This is a genomic window from Ruegeria sp. CDSB114 (genome assembly GCF_059611025.1).
This window is the reverse complement of record NZ_JBXWOT010000003.1, coordinates 360,429-374,774: the sequence shown is the minus strand read 5'-3', so window position 1 is coordinate 374,774 and position 14,346 is coordinate 360,429. Positions and strand designations below refer to the sequence as shown.

The 14,346-nt window shown below is 51.9% G+C and carries 18 protein-coding genes; 6 read left to right on the top strand and 12 right to left on the bottom strand.

What is annotated here, in order from left to right; all coding sequences use genetic code 11:
* The first annotated feature begins 52 nt into the window (after nt 1-52).
* From AC2FIP_RS11205 to AC2FIP_RS11195, 3 genes are read left to right on the top strand one after another with little or no spacing between them, the layout of a single operon-like run.
* On the top strand, nt 53-1,009 hold the full coding sequence (locus AC2FIP_RS11205) for a TAXI family TRAP transporter solute-binding subunit (protein WP_496786428.1): 957 nt from the start codon (nt 53-55) through the stop codon (nt 1,007-1,009).
* An 18-nt stretch (nt 1,010-1,027) separates the two neighbouring features.
* Complete coding sequence (locus AC2FIP_RS11200; RefSeq protein WP_496786426.1) at nt 1,028-2,932, top strand: TRAP transporter permease; 1,905 nt, start codon at nt 1,028-1,030, stop codon at nt 2,930-2,932.
* 31 nt (nt 2,933-2,963) lie between these two features.
* Complete coding sequence (locus AC2FIP_RS11195) at nt 2,964-3,728, top strand: LamB/YcsF family protein (protein ID WP_496709059.1); 765 nt, start codon at nt 2,964-2,966, stop codon at nt 3,726-3,728.
* Between the two features lie 115 nt (nt 3,729-3,843).
* On the opposite strand, the gene AC2FIP_RS11190 is transcribed toward AC2FIP_RS11195, so the two are convergent.
* Genes AC2FIP_RS11190 through AC2FIP_RS11170 form a run of 5 tightly spaced genes read right to left on the bottom strand, consistent with a single transcriptional unit; the run spans nt 3,844 to nt 6,835 of the window.
* On the bottom strand, nt 3,844-4,314 hold the full coding sequence (locus tag AC2FIP_RS11190; protein ID WP_496702014.1) for a flavodoxin domain-containing protein: 471 nt from the start codon (nt 4,312-4,314) through the stop codon (nt 3,844-3,846).
* A gap of 22 nt (nt 4,315-4,336) precedes the next feature.
* On the bottom strand, nt 4,337-5,140 hold the full coding sequence (locus tag AC2FIP_RS11185; RefSeq protein ID WP_496786424.1) for an IclR family transcriptional regulator: 804 nt from the start codon (nt 5,138-5,140) through the stop codon (nt 4,337-4,339).
* A gap of 52 nt (nt 5,141-5,192) precedes the next feature.
* Nucleotides 5,193-5,762 (bottom strand): cupin domain-containing protein, encoded by a 570-nt coding sequence (locus AC2FIP_RS11180; RefSeq protein WP_496702010.1) that lies wholly within the window; start codon nt 5,760-5,762, stop codon nt 5,193-5,195.
* A gap of 21 nt (nt 5,763-5,783) precedes the next feature.
* On the bottom strand, nt 5,784-6,476 hold the full coding sequence (locus tag AC2FIP_RS11175) for a cupin domain-containing protein (protein WP_496705227.1): 693 nt from the start codon (nt 6,474-6,476) through the stop codon (nt 5,784-5,786).
* A gap of 38 nt (nt 6,477-6,514) precedes the next feature.
* The gene (locus AC2FIP_RS11170) at nt 6,515-6,835 is read right to left on the bottom strand and encodes an SCP2 sterol-binding domain-containing protein (protein ID WP_496702006.1); all 321 of its coding nucleotides are present in this window, start codon (nt 6,833-6,835) and stop codon (nt 6,515-6,517) included.
* Nucleotides 6,836-7,097: 262 nt separating this feature from the next.
* On the opposite strand from AC2FIP_RS11170, the gene AC2FIP_RS11165 reads away from it, so the two are divergent.
* Both AC2FIP_RS11165 and AC2FIP_RS11160 read left to right on the top strand, forming a co-directional pair.
* Nucleotides 7,098-8,318, top strand: a complete 1,221-nt coding sequence (locus AC2FIP_RS11165) for an NAD(P)/FAD-dependent oxidoreductase (RefSeq protein WP_496786422.1) — start codon at nt 7,098-7,100, stop codon at nt 8,316-8,318.
* 75 nt (nt 8,319-8,393) lie between these two features.
* The gene (locus tag AC2FIP_RS11160; RefSeq protein ID WP_496705225.1) at nt 8,394-8,981 is read left to right on the top strand and encodes a YceI family protein; all 588 of its coding nucleotides are present in this window, start codon (nt 8,394-8,396) and stop codon (nt 8,979-8,981) included.
* Between the two features lie 94 nt (nt 8,982-9,075).
* Here the strand turns inward: AC2FIP_RS11160 and AC2FIP_RS11155 are convergent, their stop codons facing one another.
* The 3 genes from AC2FIP_RS11155 to AC2FIP_RS11145 all read right to left on the bottom strand — a co-directional run bounded on the left by AC2FIP_RS11155 (nt 9,076) and on the right by AC2FIP_RS11145 (nt 11,493).
* Nucleotides 9,076-9,495: a DUF4345 family protein gene (locus AC2FIP_RS11155; protein ID WP_496786420.1), complete on the bottom strand. Its 420-nt coding sequence runs from the start codon at nt 9,493-9,495 to the stop codon at nt 9,076-9,078.
* Nucleotides 9,496-9,646: 151 nt separating this feature from the next.
* Nucleotides 9,647-10,360, bottom strand: coding sequence for a dienelactone hydrolase family protein (locus tag AC2FIP_RS11150; RefSeq protein WP_496786418.1), 714 nt, complete (start codon nt 10,358-10,360; stop codon nt 9,647-9,649).
* A gap of 143 nt (nt 10,361-10,503) precedes the next feature.
* Nucleotides 10,504-11,493 carry a TAXI family TRAP transporter solute-binding subunit gene (locus AC2FIP_RS11145; protein ID WP_496786417.1) on the bottom strand — a complete coding sequence of 330 codons (990 nt, stop codon included), beginning with the start codon at nt 11,491-11,493 and terminating at the stop codon, nt 10,504-10,506.
* 380 nt (nt 11,494-11,873) lie between these two features.
* Here AC2FIP_RS11145 and AC2FIP_RS11140 point away from each other — a divergent pair, with 380 nt between their 5' ends.
* The gene (locus AC2FIP_RS11140; protein WP_496701997.1) at nt 11,874-12,242 is read left to right on the top strand and encodes an antibiotic biosynthesis monooxygenase family protein; all 369 of its coding nucleotides are present in this window, start codon (nt 11,874-11,876) and stop codon (nt 12,240-12,242) included.
* Between the two features lie 166 nt (nt 12,243-12,408).
* Here the strand turns inward: AC2FIP_RS11140 and AC2FIP_RS11135 are convergent, their stop codons facing one another.
* From AC2FIP_RS11135 to AC2FIP_RS11120, 4 genes are all read right to left on the bottom strand, one after another.
* Nucleotides 12,409-12,990 (bottom strand): DUF2269 family protein, encoded by a 582-nt coding sequence (locus AC2FIP_RS11135; RefSeq protein WP_496786415.1) that lies wholly within the window; start codon nt 12,988-12,990, stop codon nt 12,409-12,411.
* 108 nt (nt 12,991-13,098) lie between these two features.
* Nucleotides 13,099-13,605 (bottom strand): cytochrome b, encoded by a 507-nt coding sequence (locus AC2FIP_RS11130; protein WP_496786413.1) that lies wholly within the window; start codon nt 13,603-13,605, stop codon nt 13,099-13,101.
* A gap of 2 nt (nt 13,606-13,607) precedes the next feature.
* Nucleotides 13,608-13,940 carry a c-type cytochrome gene (locus AC2FIP_RS11125; protein ID WP_496786411.1) on the bottom strand — a complete coding sequence of 111 codons (333 nt, stop codon included), beginning with the start codon at nt 13,938-13,940 and terminating at the stop codon, nt 13,608-13,610.
* A gap of 12 nt (nt 13,941-13,952) precedes the next feature.
* Nucleotides 13,953-14,342, bottom strand: a complete 390-nt coding sequence (locus AC2FIP_RS11120; RefSeq protein ID WP_496786410.1) for a hypothetical protein — start codon at nt 14,340-14,342, stop codon at nt 13,953-13,955.
* Nucleotides 14,343-14,346 lie beyond the last annotated feature (4 nt).

Here is a 14,346-nt window from a genome sequence, read left to right as displayed (position 1 = left end):
CTCGTCTTTTGCCGCATGAGCCAAGAGCCAACCCTGACAGGGAGGGATTTTTATGTTCAGTAAGATCAACCGGATGGCAATTCTTGCCTTGGGTATTGCGACGCTTGGCACAGTTGCCAGCGCACAAAGCTTGGGGATCGGAGCCAGTAAACAGGGATCACAGAATTATGCGGCCAATGCTGGTTTCGCAAAACTTCTGGCCGATGAGCTTGGGTACGATATTCGAGTGCAATCGTTTGGGGGATCAGGTCAAACAATGCCTCTGGTCGATAATGCCCGCTTGGATTTGCTGCTTGCTCCTAGCCCTGACTTTTCTGCCGCCGCGGGTGGTACAGGTGCCTTCGAAGGGCGACAGCTAGGTAATTTGCGCATCGTCGCAGCCATGGGTGGGTCCGCCTATGGTTTCATGGTCAACAAAGACACCGACATGGCCATGGTCTCAGACGCCAAGGGCAAAACGATCACCTATGGATACACCGCACAACCGACGCTTCGGCCACAGGTCGACGCCATTCTTGCAGGCGGCGGTTTAAGCATCGATGAGATGCAGCTCGACAATGTACCGTCGGTGCCAAACGGCGTCGACGACTTGATTTCCGGCACCGCCGAAGTTGCGTTCTTTGCCCTTGCTGGGGGCAAGACACGCGAAGCGGACGCTGCGATAGGAGTCCGTTGGTTGGGGCTGGAGAATACACCCGAGGCACTCGCCGGTGTGCGCGAATTCGTTCCGACCGCATATATTGACACTGTAGCCGCAGGATCGGCCCCTGGCGTGGATGTCGATACGAACATGATGTTCTATGATTATGTGCTTTTGGCAGGCGCGCATGTTTCGGATGAAACGATCGCCCCGATTGTCGAATACATTCACCAGAATCCGGAAAAAGTGCGAAGTATCTTTAAGACTTTCGCGCGGTTCGACCCGGAAAAAATGGCGCCTGATATGGGGGATCTCGTCTACCATCCGGCAGCGGCCACCTATTATCAGAAAGTAGGTTTGTCGCAGTAACGTCTGCTGACATAAATCATGGTTGGAACATCCAAAACCGCTCGTTTGGAGCAAGCCAATCAGGTGCTGAGAGGGCTGATCGTGGCCCTCTCGGTCATCTATGCTGCCAATCTGCATCGCTATGTCGGGGTGTCCGTCTATGATGCGCAATTATTGGTCGCGTCTTTCGCGCTCGCACTAGCCTCTGGATTTTTAAGTTTTGCGAAAACCGCGGACAGGCCGATCACCCGCAGAATTGCTGTCGTGTGGGCCGCGGTCACACTTGTTACCGGTGGCTACGTTGCGGTGAACTATGTCCGGCTTTCGATGGACGCTCCGTTTGTGCCCCCTGTGCTGGTTGCGATCAGCTGCGTTCTGCTGGGTGGGTTGCTTTTGTTGTTGCGGCGTTCTGCGGGCACCGGAATTCTAATCGTAGTGCTAGTCTTCATAGCCTACGGGCTCTGGGGGCATCTTCTCCCCGGTGATCTCCAGAGCCGCCCTACTTATTGGGACGAACTTGTCATTTATCTGAGCCTGGATGCAAACGGCATTCTTGGCGCAGCATTGAAAGTTGCCGTCGTAATTGTCGTTCCCTACCTGTTGTTCGGTCAGTTTCTGACGGCCTGTGGAGCCGCGGATTTTTTCAATGACCTGGCTTTATCCGGAATGGGTCGTTTCAGGGGTGGGCCAGCAAAAGTAGCAGTCTCGGCGTCGGCTTTGTTCGGATCTATTTCAGGATCAGCGGTTGGAAATGTCGTCGGCACTGGCGTGGTTACGATCCCGATGATGAAAAAAGCTGGTTTTAATGGAAGATATGCTGGCGCGGTTGAGGCGGTCGCGTCTACGGGTGGGCAACTGGTGCCGCCTGTGATGGGGGCAGCGGCCTTTATCATGGCCGACTTTATTGGCGTGGATTATTCGACCGTGATGTTGGCGGCTTTACCATCTGCTCTGCTCTACTACAGCGCTATCTTCATCAATGTTGATCTGACAGCGGCCAGGCGAGGGGTGGCACAGGTTGAAGAAGCTGATATCCCGAGCGGCCGCGAAGCACTCAAACAGGGTTGGCACTTCATTTTACCGTTCGTTGTGCTGATCTATACGCTGTTCGCCCTGAACATGAGACCGGAGCGTTCTGCGGTCATTTCGATTGTGGTGTTATTGGTCGGCAGCTTGATTTTTGGCTACAAAGGCCGTCGTATCAGGCCAATTCAGATTTGGCAGGCCATAGCGTCTGCGGGCCAATCGGCTATCGGGCTGGTTGTTGTCTGTGCAGCTGCTGGACTGATCATTGGTATTCTGAATATCACCGGCCTTGCCTTTAATTTGACACTGCACATAATCACCGCAAGCGGTGGCAGTCTGCTGGTGCTCGCCTTGATCACGGCGTTGATTTCCATTGTTTTGGGGATGGGGATGCCAACTGTTGGGGTCTACATTCTGTTGGCGACACTGGTCGCCCCGGCTTTGATCGAATTCGGTGTCCCAGTGATGGCAGCACATCTTTTCGTGTTCTATTTCGGGCTGATGTCGATGATCACTCCGCCTGTTGCACTGGCGTCATTTGCCGCAGCGAATATCGCGGGGTCATCAGCATGGGAGACAAGCAAAGAGGCAATGAAGCTGGCTTGGCCGGCTTATTTGGTCCCGTTTCTTTTTCTGTTTGCACCCGGATTGATTTTGGAAGGCAATCTGCTGAAGGCACTTTGGTCAATAGCAACAGCATTGGTTGGTATTTACATGGTAACTGCTGGCTTCGTTGGGTTTTTCCAACATGTCAGGGGGTTCATCGGTCGCTTAACTTTGACGCTTTGTGGTGTGCTGTGTCTGTTGCCTTCAGATTTGTTTCCCTCCGCGATCTGGACAGATATTGTGGGCTTGTCTGTGCTTGCTTTCTTCATTGTGGGTTCGAGAAATCGCGTGGCTGCCTCAGACACTCAATAATCCGACATCTAAGAATTAGGGCCTGGCAATAATGACTAATGTGGTTGATCTAAATTCGGATCTTGGCGAAGGATTTGGTGCATGGAAAATGGGGGATGATCTTGCACTGATGGACATCGTTTCATCTGCGAACATCGCCTGCGGATTCCACGCCGGAGATCAGAACATTATGGCCCAGACCATGAAAATTGCGGTCCAAAAAGGGACCGGAATTGGTGCACATCCCGGTTTTCCCGATCTGACTGGATTCGGTCGCCGTCGGATGAGTTTTTCCTCGGATGAGCTGACCAATATGATTGGATATCAGCTGGGTGCGGCGCAGTCGATGGCGCTACTGTCGGGTGGAAAAGTTCGACACCTTAAGCTGCATGGTGCCTTGGGAAACATGGCGTCGGAAGACATCAATATTGCCAGAACCTGCTTTGAGGCCGCGTTGAAAGTTCAGCCCGAAATCATACTCATGGCGATTGCATCAACTGCGATGGAGCAGGCAGTGAAGGAACTGGATTGCTCATGGGTAGGCGAGGTCTACGCTGACCGCGCTTACGAAAATGACGGAACCTTGGTAGACCGCAGGCAACCGGGCGCTGTTTTGGAGGATGCCGACTATGCCGCCGAGCGCATCATGATGATGTTGAAAGAGCAGGCGGTTATCACCAAAACCGGGAAACGCCTTCCATGTCGCGTTGATACGGTGTGTTTGCATGGCGATACTGTTGGTGCCGTTGCTATGGGAACCAAAATTCGCAGAAATCTTGTTGACGCAGGTATCGGTATCAAAATGTTTGAGGCGTAGATTCATTGCATTTCCTGGCGAAATGCTTCGGGAACTGCCGTGACAAAACCTGATTTCTGAAGGCCGTCCTCACAAGTTGTATGGGAACCTCGCAAGGTGCAAGGTTCCCGGTTTTTTAGGCCATTTCTTTGGATAGTGCCGCGACCCAACCGTCGATCCAGTCCAGCGCGGCTTCTTCAGGATAGACGCCGGATTTCGCATCATGTTCCATGCGATCTACCAGCCGCTTGGCACCCAATTCAGCGAAGGTTGCATCAAAGGCTTTGCCGCCACCACAGAATGTCTGTGGATAATCCATGCTTCCCAAAGCAATGACGCCATAGCGCACGGACGACAGATCGGGGCGATCTTTTGTCAGGAACTCGTGAAACTCTTTGCCGTTGTCCGGCACTTCACCAGTGCCATATGTCGAACTGCAGATCACATAGGTATCGCGTGCATCCAGCATTTTTTGTGATGCTTTTTCCATGCGGACAACGCGGGCTTTGTACCCGGTTTCAACAAGCTTATCGGCCACTTCATCCGCGACCATTTCTGCAACGCCGCTCATAGACGCGACCAGAACAACAACTGGATGATCGTTCATTTCTATCCTTTCGCAGCACCCGTCATTTGGGTTTTGCATTCTTTGAACCGGTCGGACCGGACTGTTTTTCGATAAAGGCTGCTGAGAGACCCAAGGTTACTTCCTGAGCCGCAGCCTGAACATAAATTGATAGCCGTTCGACCATCTGCGAATTCACTTCATGCTCGTTCAAGACAAGCGTCATGCTGCCGATCACAGACTTGTTAGCTGCGAATATAGGTGCGGCGATTCCGACCTTCCCTGGATCCAGCTGCCCATACGCAACTACGATGGAGTTGGACCGGATGCGCTTCAAATTGCGACGAAACTCTTCCCAGGTTGCCCCAAGACCGGCAGCTTCGATTTCCTTTTCGTGTTCGGCGAAGATCGTTTTTAGGTTTCTGCTAGGGATATAGGCAAGGACAACTCGGGAAGCTGCGCCAAGAAACAACCCCAAAGGCCGGCCCCTCTCATAGGAAAGGGATTTTTCGGGATCGACAAACCCTTCCGAGTGAACACACATGACCTGATGGCGATACTTTCGGCACAGCAATGCGGAACCATTGTCGCCCGTCAGATCGACCAGCTTACGCATGATCGGCGTTGCCGTTTTAACTAATTGATCCTGACGCCTTATCATTCTGTCGAATTCGATAATCGCCGGACCAAGAGTGTAAACGCCGGGGTTCAAGGCCTCGACCAGACCGAAAGCACTCAGACTGTTGAAGTAGCGGTAAGTCGAGCTGCTGGACAGGGAAAGACGTTTGGTCGCCTCTTCCACTGTCCATTCCGGTTCTTCAATGGTGAAAAGCTTCATGACTGATAAAAGTTTATCTGCAGTTGTCATAAAGCTTTTCTCCTATTTGCTGATCGCCGATGGTAATTAATCGCAGCACAACCTACCAGTCGTCATCGTCGTCTGTTTCAGCCGTTAACTCGTCGACTATTGCCTGCCATCTGTTGCCGGTAGTATCCACCGGCGGATGTTCGGTGCCGCAGTCGCCGCATGTGCGCATGTCTTTATCACTGTTAAAGGCGTTGGTCGCACGCAGATACGCCTCTTGAGGGAGTTCCTCGGCCGTATCCCAAGTTACGCGCGCAACTTCTGACGAGCATTTCTCGCAATACCAAGCAACAGCCTCCAAACCGGCATGCTCTGCTTTGTAACGATAATGGATGGTCTCTTCCGAAGGTACGACGCGATGCGGGGTACGGGCCGGAACATAGATCATTTCACCCGGCGTTCCTTTGACGTAATTCACGCTGCTGTCGCGGAATTCAACCTTGGCTGCGCCCGACATCAGTACGATCATTGTGTCTTTTTCACAAATCAGATGGAACGGCTGAATGCGGTCGCTTCGGCTGATGTTGACCTGCGGGTCTACACCTTCAGAGATTGCTGGATACTCGTCATAGCAGCCGATCTGCTGAGCGAGTTGATAGGTTTGATGAAATCGCCTACGTGGCATCTTTCTGTCTCCTCGCTAAATTCAAGCGGACGTCGCTTCGATGAGCAAATCGCGGCAATGCTCACTGGCTTCGTAATTTGTATGGTAGCTCGTCCAACCCCAGACGTGCATCGGGAACAGGTTGTGCTCGTGCCCACATTTGGAACATTTCCGAACTTCTGGGTCGTCGTTGTACTCTTTGCCGAATTCATAGCTCTTGAGCAGCGTTTCCAGCGGAGCAAAGTACCCAGGCACAGGGCCGCGGATTTCGTTGTAATTCTCAACGTCGAATTCGTGATCCAGCATAACATTCTGGCACTTGTGGCAATGGAAGGTCAGGCCTTCATGCTGACGTACACCTTCTGCTGATTGACGTTGAACAACGATCATCAGCATCACGTTTTCCGGGTCTCTCTCGTTCTCAAAGAACGACCCAACGTGGTGGCTTCGTGGACCAACCATCAGCGTACCAGTTCTGACCGCCGAGCCCTTGGAAGCCAGGCAAAGGAAGGTCTCATCAACCGAGTTTGTGTGATGGAAATGGCCCATGCCATCATCCCCCAGGTCGCCTTGGAACAAGGCGATACCAGGAACAAGGCATTCGTCCGTCACATAAGGGAACGGGGTTGTAAGTGTCGTATTTGCTGTCCGAGCTGCATGGAATGCGTTCGACGCCATAGGCGGGCGATCCGGATCAGGTGGCGCAATAGTTAGTTGGGTGCTGTCTGTGCTCATTCGCTAACGTCCCATGTTGGGTTTCAACTAATTTCCACTCAAGCCCGGTCGGGTCCGATGATCGAGCCGAGCTTCCAGCCTGCGTCAACGTTTCCGTCGATCGTCATCCGGCCAGCCATAAAGGCTTCGGTTGGGTCTTTGCTGCCGTCAGAAATCTTGCAGAAATCCCCAAATTTGATGTTTACGATTGTTTCGGCGTCATTGTCTTCATTCGAAACGATATGAGGGACATTTTTGGCATCAATATAGATGACGCCTTCGTCGCCAAAGTTGAATTTTACAGTGTGCCCAAAGCCGCTGTCTTCACCGACGCGCTTGCGCATTTCCTGAGTCATTTCTTCAAGTGTTGGTTTAGCCATTTGGATTTCCTCCCATTGAGCAATGGTTCGTTAATAGGTGTTCAACTTGATCACCAATTTCAGCCAGAAATCGCATATGTTGGGAAAAATGTCAAATAGAACATCTAATTTTATTGTTAAATGCGAGAAAATGTGCCATATGCGATTGAAATTGAATGCTGTCTGAGCGTGCATTTCCTGACATATTCGCACTCGCCAGGCAGGAGTCCATATCGCAGGAAGGGTTCATCGAATCCCGACTCACGAAAGAAAGGGTGGAGCATTGTCACAGCGACAAAAAATCGTGATTGTGGGTGGCGGACAAGCGGGTGGCCGTGCGGCTCTGGCGGCGCGCGCATCAGACCCAGCTGCCGACATCTCTCTGATCTCAATGGAGCCTTGCGCACCATACGAAAGGCCGATTCTGTCGAAAGCCATGTTGCTGGATGACGAAAGCAAGCTTCCATTTGTCTTTGATGATGCGACGGCCAAGGAACGGGATATTCGTTTGCACTTGGGAGTGTCGGTGACAAAAATTGATCGGGCGACAAAAACCGTTCTTCTCGAAGATGGCGAAAACATAGCTTATGACAAACTGATTCTCGCGACCGGTAGCCGGCTAAGGCGTATCTCGTTGGACGGTGCCGAAGAGGATTGTGTTCACTATCTTCGCAGCATGGATGACTGCAGCAAATTGCGGGATCAACTGACAAAAGGCAAACGATTGACCGTCATTGGTGGCGGGTTCATCGGACTTGAGGTTGCGGCAACGGCCCAAAAGCTTGGGTGCACTGTCACAATCGTTGAAGCTGGTGAAGCGCTGTTGCCCCGAGTTGGATCACCCACTGTCAGTACCTTTGTGCAGACCTATCACTCTGACAAAGGCGTGCGCTTTCTGTTTGGTGTTCAGGCCCAGGCAATGGATGGCGAAAACTTGGTATTGTCGAACGGCACGTCTGTTCCCACCGATATGATCCTAGTCGGTATTGGGGTAGACCCCGATACATCGCTTGCCGAAGATGCTGGATTGACTATCGAAAACGGCATCAAGACGGATAGTTTTGGCAGAACTTCTGATCCTGATATTTTCGCCATAGGTGATGCAGTTAACCAGATGAACCCTGAATATGATCGTCACATGCGCCTGGAATCTTGGGAAAATGCCAATGTACAGGGTGATGCGGTCGGTAAATCGGTGGTGGGCGAGCTGACCGAAGTTTCCACGATTCCGTGGTTCTGGTCTGATCAGGGCGATCTGAATATTCAAATTCTGGGGCAGTTGGACGCAGAGATGCATTGTATTGAGCGTGCGGGCGAGGATGATGGGCTGACCCTGATTCAGCTTGTCGACAACAAGATCCAAGGTGCGGTTACGATCAATCAAGCCCGCGATATGCCTTTGTTACGGAGAATGATCGCCGACCCGAATTTTCACGGTGACGAAGCCATCTTTAGTGACGATTCCGTGCCGCTCAGGAAGATAATGAAATCAGCACGACGCTAGCGGACACTAAGTGAGCTCTTTCTTACGAGTGGCTTTTTGTCCTTAGAATTTCACGCTTCTATCAGGAGATATTTCATGAAGCTTTCGGTGTTGTTTGCCGCAATGGCCTTAACTGCCTCGGCTCTGGCATCCACCAGTGTGGCTGACTCGGAAAAATACCTTCTGGCGCCGAAATGGTCACAAATTATATTTAGCTACGATCATCTTGGTTACTCCAGAACAACCGGCATGTTCTCAGGTATTGAAGGTGAGATCGACTTTGACAAAGAGAACCCGGAAGGATCCAGTGTTGCGGTCTGGTTCCCGGTGTCAACGATGTTCACCGGCCTCGAGCAGAGAGATGCGAACTTTACCGTCGGTGGAGATTTTTTTGTTGCGACTGAGAATGATCAGATCGAGTTCAAGTCAACGCATATTGAAGTCACTGGTGAGACAACGGCCAAGATAACTGGCGACCTGACGATGAATGGTTCAACACATCCAGTCACTCTTGATGCAAGAATGAACAAAATGGGTTTCCACGACAAAGAGCAAAAGGATTGGGTGGGGTTCGATGCGACAGCATCCGTGCTTCGGTCTGAATTTGGTTTGGGCAAATACGCGCCGGGTGTCAGCGATAAAGTCGACATTTCGATTTCGATCGAAGCTATGAAAGCTGAATAAATTTAGGCGACGCGTTTGACCCTTACCTGTTCTCACTGGATAGGTAGGGGCCGCGGGCCAGTCTTTGTAATCGGATGATTGCCCTAAAAGAGCTTCAGGTTTCAGAATGCGCTCTGGATGAAACTACGAGGCATAGAAATCCCACGACCGAGAGGGTGAAGGGAACCAATTCTCTGGATAGGATTGTGAGCTGGGCATCGTTCGACCCGTCCAGATTGATCCCGGTAAGTCTGGTAATGACAACAAGAGTCAGTGTGGTGGCAACTGCCACCAACCCAGGCTTCAAAAACGACCGAAAGAATACGCCGTAAAGAGCGAACAGTCCCAAACCCAAGTGGAAGCCGCCGAAGTCGACGCGGATGCTGGTGATCCCGTCAGGAGCAAGAGTTGCAGTTCCACTGATGACGGTAGGGTCCATTACGCCAGCAATACCGGCGAGACACATGATGAGCCCACACAACAGCAAAGTTAGTCTTGGAATCCAGGATATTATCTTCCTTGGCATCGTGCTCATTTACATTCCCCATCGAGTTAGAGTTTACGGACGTTGCGCAGCAAGCTCAGCGAGCTGAGTAGGTGCTTGCGCATGCAATAAGAACCGGACTTACAAAATCCGGTTCTCATAACGTTTGAAGAGCAGGTGACCCGCTTGGTTCGCCTTGGGTTTATGCACCCAGATGTTTTTTGAAGAACTCCAGAGTGGCCGATTCTGCGGCAATAGCAGCTTCTTCTGCACGACCAGAACGGCCCAAACGTGCAAATGCGTGGCCGACACCGTCATGTACAGTTACAGAGCCGTCTTTTGACTGCTCGACATGTTCGGTAATCGCGGTCTGAGCTTCAGGCGGGCAAAGATGATCGTCGGCACCCAAATGGATCAAAAGCGGAGCCTGAGGACCAGTGCTGCTCCCAAGATCCTGACTGATAGCCACTGGATAAAAGCAAACGACGGCATCGGCAGCATTGGACGTCGCCATGCGGAAGGCAACGCGCCCTCCCAGACAATAGCCAACAACACCGATCTTGCCTTGCAGCTTGGCATCCTCGCGAAGAAGTGCAACGGCGGCATCCATGTCGCCAAGGCTTGCCTCGAGGTCAAACCCCTGCATAAACCCCATCGCCTTTTCGCGATCTTCTTCAAGTGCGGCGTTCAGTTCGATATCGCGCTCCTGCCGCCAGAACATATCCGGTGCGATGACATCGTAACCTTGCTCGGCAAACCAGTCGGATGCTGCTCGGATATTGTCGTTTACACCGAAAATTTCCTGGATCAGAACGATTCCACCGATAGCGTCGGTCGATGACGGTCTGCTGCGATAGGCTGAAAACGATTGGCCATCAGCTGCAGTAATAGTGATTGTCTTACTATCAATAGCCATAATGTCGTGCTCCGTGTTGAATGTTGAAGGGAACAAGTTCGAGGGGGTTTGTGAGTGGTAGAGCGAGGGGGTCTGTGAGTGAGGGGAGTTGTGAGTGGTAGAGCGAGGGGGGGTTGTGAGTGAGTAGGTGTTATGGGGTGGTTCTACTCGATGATGCCCGCTTCTTTGTAATAGCGCGCAGCACCGGGATGTAAGGGTATCGGGGAATCCGCCATGCGTTCCGGCACAAGCGGATAGCTGAGGGGGCTGTGATGTGATGGGATGTGACGGAATTGTTGTTCGATAACCTCGCGGGTTTCGACCAGACACCAGGTCAACAGATGCGCAAGATCTTCGGGCATATCATCACGCACAAGCACGGCGAAATCAGAGAAATTCAACGCGGGCAGATCTTCGGTTTGACCTTCCCAGAAATAAGCAGGCACAACGGCACGGGGCCAGCCGTACTGGGTCTCCAGCTTCGTCAGGGCAGCATCTTCTGCTGGTAAGAACACCAGAGAGCGGTTTGCGACAGCATCCCGCCACCAAGGCGTCATATATGCCTCCTGCAGTAGGGCGTCGACTTCGCCATCCCGCATACGGAACACCGATTGTTCGGGTCTGGTATCCGTAATCAATTTACCACCCCAGGACTCCAGAGTGTCGCGGTCGATGCCATGGGCCTCTAGATAACGGGCGGCCGTATAACCGATCAGATTTACACCGTCATCTTCCGAAGTGGCGAGTGTGATTGGTGGTTTTTTCTCACGCAGCTCTTCAAATGTTGAGACGCCATATTTTGGATCGATGGCGAAAACCATGCGGTCTGTTTGTGGAAGAATTGCAAGCGTGCGCAGCCGTGGAAGCGGGCTTCCTTCGAAGATTCCTTCCCCAGCCAGCGCGCCGGGCAACATTTGGACGGGCGTGGCGATGCAGAGATCAACCTCACCGTTAGACACAGCAATCGGAGAGTCAGCACCGGCAATCAGATTCCAAATTGCAACGCGCGATCCTTTTTCGGTGCGGTCGCAGACCTCCTGGCACAGCCATGAGCAGATGCGGTGAAAATTTGCTTGGCCCCAGTCACCAGTAAAGTTCAGGTGAACACTGCGGTCAAGTTTTGGCTGTTTGTCCATATCCGGCGCAGTCGTCATCTTAAGGGCATCTCCTGTTGCTTTTGTCTATTTATAGGATTAATGAATATTTAACAATGAAGAAATTCCCGTAAAGTGGGAAAAATGATAAAGAAAGTGAAGTGCGCAGCTAACTCATTCAAAACAAGGTGAAACTGATCTGAAGCCGAACCTTTGCACAGTGACAAGATAGCGCCAAAGCTTGCACGATGTTCGTAGGGTCTATTTGATGATGTCAAAAAAGATCATATATAAAATCATAGCTGACTATGTTATTTGGTCAACACAAAGCATGCCTAGTCATAGGCGTTTGGGCGCAAAAAAGGCGCACCAGAATCCAGGCGGGTAGAACGCAGGTTTGACCCGCAACAGTTAGCAAACCCACCAACTAGGAGAAAATCATGGCTAAACTTGTAGAACTTGATGAGGTCGTCACATTGGCCGAGCAACTGGGCAGCAGTGAAGGCCCAGTTGTTCTGGTGAACGTATTCTCGATCGATCCGAAAGACGAAGAAGCGCTGGTTGCCGCGTGGGCGCATGATGCCGGCTTTATGAAGGCGCAGCCTGGCTACATTTCGACTCAGATGCACAAAGGTCTGGCCGGTAGCGGAACTTATATGAACTATGCAATCTGGGAGGACGTCGCGTCTTTCCGCAACGCATTTACCAACCCGGAATTCCAGGCCCGGATCGGTCAATACCCTGAGAGCGCAGTCGTGCGTCCTCACTTGTTCACCAAGATGACCGTCCCAGGTTTCTGCGTGGGTTAATACTCAGTATTGTCATCAATCTTTTGGCCCGATGACTTCTGGTTCTTCGGGCCATAGGCCACCATTACCTCTGAAATTCGTGGGGCACTACTCGGCAAGCGATGCGCGAGGAACCAGCAATAGCTTAGTGCTGAACGTTCCCAACGCGTTAAAGTCCATCACTCTGTCAAAAACCCGTGGCTTCCTGACGATTAGCTTGGCGACAGAGCCAAGAACCTACGGTTGTCAGAATAAGCGCGAATTCGATCGCGAAGCCGATCCCGATCAGAAGCAGGGCCCAGCTTTCGGGCCGAAAGGTTCCCAGGACCAAGATCAAAATAAGTATCGGTAAATCCAGAGCCCGACAAAATAGGGACAAACCGTTATTTCGAAGTGCCTCGAGTTTTTTGACCGTTTGCCCCTCGCCAAGCATTCTACGACAGCGACGCAGGTCAAATCTTACTTTGACGTGAACCACAAACAGCCAAACCGAAAACAGGCCAACCATGCCCGCCAACCATGGTGTTTCCAATAATTCAACCGGGCCATAGTAGTTCGCAATCAGCCATCCGCCTGATGAGATGACAAACAGGGCCCCCGGCAGGGCGAGGAAGCTATAGGCAATGCCCATGGCCCCAAGTGCGTTCTTGTAGCCAGCCTGTGTTGCAATTCCGCGGGACAGAATGTCTTGGACAAAAACCGAAAACAAACCGGCCGCGACCAGTAGGATTCCGAACAAGTGAGTGAACTTCATAAGCGTAAACAGCATCGGTGTGCCTCGGGATTTAACTAAAGAGCTGTAAGCTCAGATTTTGGGCGTCTGACTTAATAGTTTGGTGCACTGGTGCGCAAATTTCGCGATGTCGTTCATCAAGTATCAGGATGTCTGTGCACGGCCGCGCTTGGGCCTTTTGAACCACATCCGCGCAAAGAGCTTGTCTTTTTGAACGAACTGATGCCAAGCGGCAGCGAAGGCATGAGCGACGACTGCGACCATCAACAGATCCGTTGCTAGGCCATGAACCCTGTACAGGGCTGTCTCAGTGAACCCGGCGGGTAGCATCTTGTTGCCTTGTACCACGTGTATCAGATCTGACTCGACAGCAATTCCGGTGCCCGTTACGACGACGGCGCCAAGAAGAATATACAAGGAGGTATGCATCCAGCTTGCCAGTCGCACTTGTATATTCAATCCACTTTCTGGTGCGCTTGGTTTCTCTGTTTTAAAACGGACGAGAAGCCGAAGCATTATCAGCCCCAGGATCAAGATTCCGCTGGTCAAATGGAAACTCAGAGGGGCAATGCCTCCCGACAAAAGTGTCAGGATTATGAGAATTGCCATAAGCCAATGCAGCGTAACAAGAAGAGGGTGGTAACGTTCCATTGTTACTTCACCAACTCCAACATGTAGTCGATCGCAGCGTCGATCTGTTCGTCGCTACAGGTGGTGCAGCCGCCTTTCGCTTTATGGTCCTTGGTGCCACGTAACACGATATCGCGCATGCGCTGTTCTGAATCCCGTTGCAGGAACTTTTGCCAGTTGTCCGGTTTCTTGACGTTGGGCGCGCCTGACATGAAGCCTTTAAGGCCGCCCGTGTGGCATTCTGCACATACGGATTGAAAGGTAGTATTATCTGCAACAACCGGGCTGCCAGCGCTGAAAGCGAACACGGTCACCAGCGCGGAAAGCCCCCCGCGAAGTCCAATCTCAAAAGCCATTTTTGAACCCTTTCACTGAGCCTGATTTGTGCAGGCTTTTACAAGTTCAGCACATTTCGTGATGCTGCCACCGCCCCAACCGGCGCGGTTTTCGCTATTGATGCTCTGAATAACGCGATCCGAGATGGTGAAGTTGAAGACGCAAGCCTTAGGGTCTTCGGCGGCTGCAGCTGATGGCAGTGTTAATCCGTCCGGTCCGCGCGCCTGAGCAGAACTATAGGTGGCAATGAATTGACGGCCCTGAGTTTCCACAGTCGCGGGTTCGCCAATGCAGGTTTTCAGACGTTCGGCAGGAGCACCTTGTAATGCAGCTTTGGCATCTTGAACGGTTTGCAAATAGGTCGCGCCGCATGCAGCCGTGGTGATCACAATGGCTGTGGCTAGAATGAGAGGTGATTTCATCGTC

Excerpts from the sequence above, each read along its gene's own strand:
- AC2FIP_RS11205 (WP_496786428.1), top strand. The coding sequence starts at position 53 with ATGTTCAGTAAGATCAACCGGATGGCAATTCTTGCCTTGGGTATTGCG.
- AC2FIP_RS11200 (WP_496786426.1), top strand. The coding sequence starts at position 1,028 with ATGGTTGGAACATCCAAAACCGCTCGTTTGGAGCAAGCCAATCAGGTG.
- AC2FIP_RS11195 (WP_496709059.1), top strand. The coding sequence starts at position 2,964 with ATGACTAATGTGGTTGATCTAAATTCGGATCTTGGCGAAGGATTTGGT.
- AC2FIP_RS11190 (WP_496702014.1), bottom strand. The coding sequence starts at position 4,314 with ATGAACGATCATCCAGTTGTTGTTCTGGTCGCGTCTATGAGCGGCGTT.
- AC2FIP_RS11185 (WP_496786424.1), bottom strand. The coding sequence starts at position 5,140 with ATGACAACTGCAGATAAACTTTTATCAGTCATGAAGCTTTTCACCATT.
- AC2FIP_RS11180 (WP_496702010.1), bottom strand. The coding sequence starts at position 5,762 with ATGCCACGTAGGCGATTTCATCAAACCTATCAACTCGCTCAGCAGATC.
- AC2FIP_RS11175 (WP_496705227.1), bottom strand. The coding sequence starts at position 6,476 with ATGAGCACAGACAGCACCCAACTAACTATTGCGCCACCTGATCCGGAT.
- AC2FIP_RS11170 (WP_496702006.1), bottom strand. The coding sequence starts at position 6,835 with ATGGCTAAACCAACACTTGAAGAAATGACTCAGGAAATGCGCAAGCGC.
- AC2FIP_RS11160 (WP_496705225.1), top strand. The coding sequence starts at position 8,394 with ATGAAGCTTTCGGTGTTGTTTGCCGCAATGGCCTTAACTGCCTCGGCT.
- AC2FIP_RS11155 (WP_496786420.1), bottom strand. The coding sequence starts at position 9,495 with ATGAGCACGATGCCAAGGAAGATAATATCCTGGATTCCAAGACTAACT.
- AC2FIP_RS11150 (WP_496786418.1), bottom strand. The coding sequence starts at position 10,360 with ATGGCTATTGATAGTAAGACAATCACTATTACTGCAGCTGATGGCCAA.
- AC2FIP_RS11145 (WP_496786417.1), bottom strand. The coding sequence starts at position 11,493 with ATGACGACTGCGCCGGATATGGACAAACAGCCAAAACTTGACCGCAGT.
- AC2FIP_RS11140 (WP_496701997.1), top strand. The coding sequence starts at position 11,874 with ATGGCTAAACTTGTAGAACTTGATGAGGTCGTCACATTGGCCGAGCAA.
- AC2FIP_RS11135 (WP_496786415.1), bottom strand. The coding sequence starts at position 12,990 with ATGCTGTTTACGCTTATGAAGTTCACTCACTTGTTCGGAATCCTACTG.
- AC2FIP_RS11130 (WP_496786413.1), bottom strand. The coding sequence starts at position 13,605 with ATGGAACGTTACCACCCTCTTCTTGTTACGCTGCATTGGCTTATGGCA.
- AC2FIP_RS11125 (WP_496786411.1), bottom strand. The coding sequence starts at position 13,940 with ATGGCTTTTGAGATTGGACTTCGCGGGGGGCTTTCCGCGCTGGTGACC.
- AC2FIP_RS11120 (WP_496786410.1), bottom strand. The coding sequence starts at position 14,342 with ATGAAATCACCTCTCATTCTAGCCACAGCCATTGTGATCACCACGGCT.